The sequence below is a fragment of the uncultured Fenollaria sp. genome (assembly GCF_934202865.1).
Lineage (GTDB): Bacteria > Bacillota > Clostridia > Tissierellales > Peptoniphilaceae > Fenollaria.
This window is the reverse complement of the sequence record NZ_CAKPYL010000060.1, coordinates 1-6,810: the sequence shown is the minus strand read 5'-3', so window position 1 is coordinate 6,810 and position 6,810 is coordinate 1. Positions and strand designations below refer to the sequence as shown.

The window sequence follows — 6,810 nt, the reverse complement described above, 5'->3', positions numbered from 1 at the left end:
GCATAACAGAGTTTTTACCAATAAGCTCATCAGGCCACTTGGCCATACTACAAATATTATTCAATGTAAAGGAAGGTAATGTATTTTTCTCGCAAGTTTTACACTTCGGAACATTGCTTTCTATTTTGCTTGTTTATCATAAACAAGTTATAAACATGATCGTGGAGTTTTTCAAAATGCTTGGCTCTTTAATAAAAAGAGAAAAGATCGAGCTAAACCATTATCAAAAGCTAGCTCTATACATCATATTAGCGACTATACCTACAGTTATCATCGCTTTGTTTATAGAGAAGTATTTGAATCAATTATATATGTCTTCATTAATCATAGGCCTATGCTTTATTATAACAGCCTTTATGATATACTTCATCGATATCAATATTCATGGCAAAAATACTATGAGGATAACAGATGCTGGGGCAGCTAAAGTACTTACTATAGGTGCTGTTCAAGGTGTTGCAGCACTACCAGGCATATCAAGATCAGGCTCAACTATATTTATCTCTCACATATTGGGAATAAATAAGAAGGATGCAGTAGATTTTTCTTTTCTACTAGCGATACCTGCCATGCTTGGCGGCTTTATACTAGGCTTAAAAGATGTATTTAAAGAAGGTTCAGCAGTAAGCTTCGACGTCAATGCGATTGTTGGACTTATAGTGAGCTTCATAACTGGTGTTTTAGCTATCAGATTAATAAAAGTGCTTATTAAAAAGAAAAAATTCCATGTATTTTCATATTACTTAGTTGTACTAGGTATTATTTGTATAGTATTAAATTTTATATAAAATATATATAAGCGAAGGGATCGTATGAGAACTACAAATAAAAGAACAAACAAAAGAACTAAGAGTAAAACAAATAAAAAGGTAGATAAGAACGAATCTTTATTGATATCTGGTCTTATAATACTTTTTGCGTCCATATTTTTGCTAATTTTTGCAAATAGTGATGCAACAGGTGTTTTTGGCAGATGGATAAAGAGCAGTCTTGTCTACCTTTTTTCTATTGGATACAATATATTTTTATTCTACTTATTGGCAATATCTTTGGTATTATTAATTCCAAAGTCAAGGAAATATGCTAGCAAATTGATCATATCTTTAAGCATAGTCTTCCTAAGCCTTTTAGTTATATTCGACTCATCGACAGTAGTGATGAGCTCATTCTCTTCGCACGTATCTCAAGCGACAGAGCTAGCAAGTGAATTAAACTCAGGCGGGCTTATAGGCGGAGTAGTTGGTTACTTGTTCTACAGGCTTTTTGGCGGCGTTGGAACAGTTATAGTTCTAGTTATTATCAACATAATTAACATATATAGCTTAACTAGCATCAACAGAGCTGATATAGTTAAAACAACAGATAATACTATGAATAAGCTTCAAGATGGCGTTGAAAATAGCATAGAAAAGATAAAAGTAAAGAGAGAAGAGAAGAAGAATAGAAAGATAATGTCTTCTGATGACATATTTAATGACGAAGATGAAGTAAAAGCTATAGACAATGTTAATAATAATACTTCAAATCATAACGATATTAAGATTGAAGGCCTTGATGATGACTTTATTGATATAAATATTAATGACTCATCAAGGGCGAATAATACTGACAGAATTGATAAGCCAAGTGAACATAAAAAAGCAAATGAGGATAAAAAACCTGAGAAAAAAGCTAAGCCTAGTAAAAAAGAAAGTGAAAAGACAGAAGATACGGGTGGAGAAATTGATATAGAAAAAGAAATTCATAATGAAGATATAATTCATTACGAATTCCCATCACTAAATCTTCTAAAAGAAGTAGAAGTGACAAACAGTAATTCAAAGGGCAGAGAGATTAAGGATAATATCAAAATTATTCAAGATACACTTAATAACTTTGGCGTCGATGCCAAGGTTATTGGCGTTAACAGCGGTCCGACTATTACCTCATATGAGATAAGTCTAGCTGCTGGAGTAAAGGTAAGTAAGATACTAAGCCTATCAGACAACTTAGCTCTAGCACTAGCAACAACTGATATAAGGATACTTGCGCCAATACCAGGCAAGAGCGCAGTAGGTATAGAAGTGCCTAACAAACATAAGGATACACTTCTTTTAAAAGAAATTTTGGATAGCGATGAATTTAGAAATCTTAAGTCAAAATTGCCGCTTGCTCTTGGAAAAGATGTTACAGGTAATACCATCATCAGTTCCATTGCCAATATGCCTCACTTACTTATAGCAGGGGCAACAGGTTCAGGTAAGAGTGTTTGTATCAACACCATAATCATGAGTATACTTTATAAGGCAAGACCTGACGAAGTTAAATTGATTATGATTGACCCGAAAGTAGTTGAATTAAACGTTTATAATAATATTCCTCATCTATTGATACCGGTAGTGACAAACGCTAAAAAGGCGCAATTCTCACTAAATTGGGCAGTTCAAGAGATGGAGAGAAGATATCAATTGTTCGCGAAGAACAATGTTAAGGACATGCAAAGCTATAACGAGCTTGATACTATCACAGAAAAGATGCCTCAGATAGTCATTATCATAGACGAGCTTGCTGATTTAATGATGGTTGCTGCAACAGAGGTCGAAGACGCCATCTGTAGACTTGCTCAAATGGCGAGAGCAGCGGGCATGCACTTAATTGTAGCGACACAAAGACCATCGGTCGATGTTATTACAGGAACTATCAAGGCTAACATTCCTTCGAGAATTTCCTTCCAAGTTTCTTCGCAAATAGACTCAAGAACTATACTTGACATGAGCGGCGCAGAAAAGCTATTAGGCAAGGGCGATATGCTTTATTACCCATCGAATCTATCAAAGCCAATCAGAGTTCAAGGCGCCTTTGTCAGCGATAAAGAGGTTAAGAGCGTTTGCGACTTCATCAGAAATCAAGGTGAAGCAAATTATAATCAAGAAGCGGTTGAATCCATCACAACAAATAATACTAGTCAAACAATGCAAGATGACAAGGACGACCTATATGATGAGGCAGTTAAGCTAGTTGTAGCAGATGGACAAGCATCTATATCATACTTACAAAGAAAGCTTAAGATAGGCTACTCACGTGCAGCGAGAATCGTCGATCAAATGGAAGAGATGGGCGTTGTGAGTGGCTACGATGGATCTAAGCCAAGAAAAGTACTGATTGAAGAAGAAGACTTAGAAAATTTATACGGTGAAAGCGGTGACGGACTTGAATAAAGTATTTATACTTACTATGGGCTGCTCAAAAAACGATGTAGACTCAGAGACTATGGCATATAAATTAAAGAATAGTGACTACAGTATAATAAATAATCCAAATGAAGCTGATTATATAATCATAAACACTTGTTCTTTTATAAACGCAGCGAAAGAAGAGTCGATAGATGCTATCTTTGATATGATTAATCAAAAAAAGGAAGGTGCTAAGATTATAGTTAGCGGCTGCCTTGCTCAAAGATACTCAAAAGAGCTAAAAGAAGAGATACCTGAGATAGATATCATAGTTGGTACAGGTAATTTTCAAAATATTTCTGAAATAATTAAAGAATACGAAGAGAATAATAAAGACGATGTTTACATCGATAATATCAACGCGGATATTGAATATATAGAGAAAGATGCGGCGGACATCACTGAATACGTTAAGATTGCTGAGGGCTGTAACAATAACTGCTCTTACTGCATAATACCAAAGCTTAGAGGCAGACTTAGATCGAGGTCCATTGATGACATAGTTAATGAGATTAATCATCTATATAAGCTTGGCACGAGAGAAGTCATTCTTATCGCACAAAATACAACAGATTACGGCATGGACATATACTCAAGGCCATCTTTAGATATGCTTTTAAAAGCAATACTTGAAAGGACTAAGATGCCTTGGATCAGAATTATGTATCTATATCCAGATAATATCACAGATGAACTGATTGACACATTTAACTCATCAGATAGGATACTTAAGTACATGGACATACCTCTTCAACACGCATCAGACCACGTTCTTAAGATGATGAATAGACACATCAATAAAGATGAAATACATGAACTAATCACAAAATTAAGGACTAATATTGACGACTTAGTTTTAAGAACTACATTCATAGTCGGCTTCCCAGGCGAAAGAGAAGAGGATTTCGAAGAGTTAGTCGATTTTATTAAGAAAGAAAAATTCGATAAGCTCGGCGTCTTTGAATATAGCGATGAAGAGGGCACAAGAAGCTACTCCTTCAATGAGAAGCTTGATGAGAAGACTAAGAGAAGTAGAAGAGACAAAATTATGGACGCGCAAATGGATATTTCAAGAGAGAGTCTTGAGAAGAGAGTCGGAACTGTTATGAAGTGCTTAGTTGAAGACGGTGAAGCTGGCGAATACACTTTAAGAAGCTTTATGGATGCACCAGATGTCGATGGAGTAATTTACTTAACAAGCGATAAGGAGCTAAGCCCTGGTAGTTTTGTAGATGTCAAGATTACAGAAGCACTTGACTATGACTTAAGAGGTGAAATTTATGAACCTAGCAAATAAAATTACAATGTTTAGGGTATTCTTATTACCATTTTTTGTAATAAGCTGTTATTATGATCAAAGCGGCATATCAAGTCTTGCGATATTCTTACTAGGCTCATTTAGTGACTTTCTTGATGGACATATAGCCAGAAAGTACGATATGATTACCGATTTTGGTAAGTTCATAGACCCCATAGCAGACAAGATCCTTGTACTAAGCGCCTTCATCATGTTTATAGAGAGGGGCTTTGTTGAGCCATGGGTAGTCATAGTCGTTTTGTTTAGAGAATTACTTATCTCAGGCTTTAGGATGCTTGCTGCGAAGAAAAATATATCCATAGCAGCCGACATCTTCGGTAAGCTTAAGACGACAACACAATTTTTCTCAGTAATATTTTTCTTTTTAACAATTATTTTGATAAATAGAAATATGTATATCATAGGAAAAGTTTTATTATACATTTCCGTAGCGCTAACAGTTTTATCGATGATAAACTATTTATATAAAAATAAGGAAGTATTCAATGGAACAATGCAATAAGATTATTGAAATACTAAAAGAAAATAATTTAAGCATTTCAGGCGCCGAGTCAATAACAGGCGGACTTATATCGAGTGAGCTAGTTAAGGTATCGGGTGCATCTGATGTCTTTCGCGGAACATTAGTTTCGTATCAACCATCAGTTAAAATAAATACGCTTAAAGTGAGTAGCGAATTGATTGATAAGTACACACCAGTATCCATCGCAGTGCTATCTGCCATGCTAGACGGGGCAAAGGAGCTTTTTGATACGGATATAGTCTACGCTATAACAGGAAGCGCTGGACCAACATCATATGACGGTATCCCAGTTGGACTCGTTTACTATGGACTAAGCTATAAAAATCATCAATATTTACATAAAAAGATTTATAGCGGCTCAAGATGTGATATAATAGAAGAAGCGAAGAAAGATTTAATCGATTTAATATTAGAAATAATAAGTAAATAATAGAGGTGAAAAAATGGACATGAACGAAAAAGAAAAAGCTCTTGATGAAGCTTTGAAAAAGATTGAGAAAGATTTTGGTAAAGGCTCAATAATGAGACTTGGCGACCATGCTAAGCTTAATATTGAAAGCATCCCAACTGGCTGCTTGTCACTTGACATGGCTTTAGGTATTGGCGGTATTCCAAAGGGAAGAATCATCGAGATCTACGGACCAGAATCAAGTGGTAAGACTACTTTAACGCTACACGTAATTGCTGAATGTCAAAAGAAAGGCGGCACAGCTGCTTTCATAGACGCAGAACACGCTTTGGATCCTCAATATGCAAGAAATTTGGGCGTTGACATCGACAAGCTTATAGTGTCTCAACCAGACAATGGTGAACAAGGCCTTGACATTGCAGAAGCACTTGTTAGGAGCGGCGCTGTTGATTTAGTTGTTGTTGACTCAGTTGCAGCTCTTGTACCTAAGACTGAAATCGAAGGAGCTATGGGTGACGCGACTATAGGTCTACAAGCAAGACTTATGTCACAAGCTATGAGAAAGCTTTCTGGTGTTATATCAAAAACAAATTCAACAGTAATATTCATTAACCAATTAAGAGAAAAGATTGGTATCATGTTCGGTAGCCCTGAAACAACTACTGGTGGTAAGGCATTGAAGTTCTATTCATCAGTTAGACTTGATATAAGAAAGTTTGATGTAATCAAGCAAAAAGAAGAGACAGCTGCAGGCAAAAAAGAAGACGTTATCGTTGGTAACAGAGTCCGTGTAAAAGTTGTTAAGAACAAAGTTGCTCCTCCATTTAAGGTAGTTGAATTTGATATAATGTACGGAACAGGTATCTCTAGGGAAGGCGACATCCTAGACGTAGCCGTTGATAGAGGCATAGTTGAAAAAGCTGGCGCATGGTTCTCATACAATGGCGAAAAACTTGGCCAAGGAAGAGAAAATGTTAAACAATTATTCAAAGAACAACCAGAGCTTATGGAAGAGATAGAACAAAAGGTTAGAGAAGCAAGTAAGAGAGAAGACGAAGTAGCTGCAGAAGAAGCAGAAAACACAGAAGAATAAAGTTGATATAATGAAATTTGTATTTATAACTGATACACATATAAAAGAAAAAAATCCTATAAATAGACTTGATAATTATTTTGAAACGGTAATTAATAAGATTGACGAGGCTGCTCACTTTGCAGTAGAAAACAAGGTCAATTTTATAGTTCACGGTGGAGATCTTTTTGATACTCCAACCGTTTCAACTATTTGTCTTGTCAAATTTAATAGGATTCTTTTTTATTTAAAAGAGAACAATATAAAGTTTTACAT

7 protein-coding genes are annotated in these 6,810 nt (G+C 35.5%); all 7 read left to right on the top strand.

Features of this window, described 5'->3' with window-relative positions:
• Positions 1–788, top strand: a 788-nt coding sequence (locus tag Q0E71_RS06100; RefSeq protein ID WP_294797031.1) for an undecaprenyl-diphosphate phosphatase, incomplete at its 5' end; no start/stop codon positions are given.
• Positions 789–812: 24 nt separating this feature from the next.
• A complete protein-coding gene (locus Q0E71_RS06095; protein WP_294797029.1) occupies positions 813–3,197 on the top strand; it encodes a DNA translocase FtsK in 2,385 nt (794 codons plus the stop codon).
• Positions 3,190–4,509 carry a 30S ribosomal protein S12 methylthiotransferase RimO gene (gene rimO, locus Q0E71_RS06090; protein ID WP_294797027.1) on the top strand — a complete coding sequence of 440 codons (1,320 nt, stop codon included), beginning with the start codon at positions 3,190–3,192 and terminating at the stop codon, positions 4,507–4,509. The genes Q0E71_RS06095 and rimO overlap by 8 nt, the downstream gene beginning before the upstream one ends.
• On the top strand, positions 4,493–5,032 hold the full coding sequence (pgsA, locus tag Q0E71_RS06085; protein WP_294797025.1) for a CDP-diacylglycerol--glycerol-3-phosphate 3-phosphatidyltransferase: 540 nt from the start codon (positions 4,493–4,495) through the stop codon (positions 5,030–5,032). The genes rimO and pgsA overlap by 17 nt, the downstream gene beginning before the upstream one ends.
• Complete coding sequence (locus Q0E71_RS06080; RefSeq protein WP_294797023.1) at positions 5,016–5,483, top strand: CinA family protein; 468 nt, start codon at positions 5,016–5,018, stop codon at positions 5,481–5,483. The genes pgsA and Q0E71_RS06080 overlap by 17 nt, the downstream gene beginning before the upstream one ends.
• 13 nt (positions 5,484–5,496) lie before the next feature.
• Positions 5,497–6,555 (top strand): recombinase RecA, encoded by a 1,059-nt coding sequence (gene recA / locus Q0E71_RS06075; protein WP_367116828.1) that lies wholly within the window; start codon positions 5,497–5,499, stop codon positions 6,553–6,555.
• Positions 6,556–6,565: 10 nt separating this feature from the next.
• Positions 6,566–6,810 (top strand): metallophosphoesterase (locus Q0E71_RS06070; RefSeq protein WP_294797022.1); only part of this gene is annotated, 245 nt, incomplete at its 3' end.

Bases quoted from the DNA above. Each gene is read 5' to 3' on its own strand.
- Q0E71_RS06095 (WP_294797029.1), top strand. From the start codon at position 813: ATGAGAACTACAAATAAAAGAACAAACAAAAGAACTAAGAGTAAAACA.
- Q0E71_RS06080 (WP_294797023.1), top strand. From the start codon at position 5,016: ATGGAACAATGCAATAAGATTATTGAAATACTAAAAGAAAATAATTTA.
- pgsA (WP_294797025.1), top strand. From the start codon at position 4,493: ATGAACCTAGCAAATAAAATTACAATGTTTAGGGTATTCTTATTACCA.
- recA (WP_367116828.1), top strand. From the start codon at position 5,497: ATGGACATGAACGAAAAAGAAAAAGCTCTTGATGAAGCTTTGAAAAAG.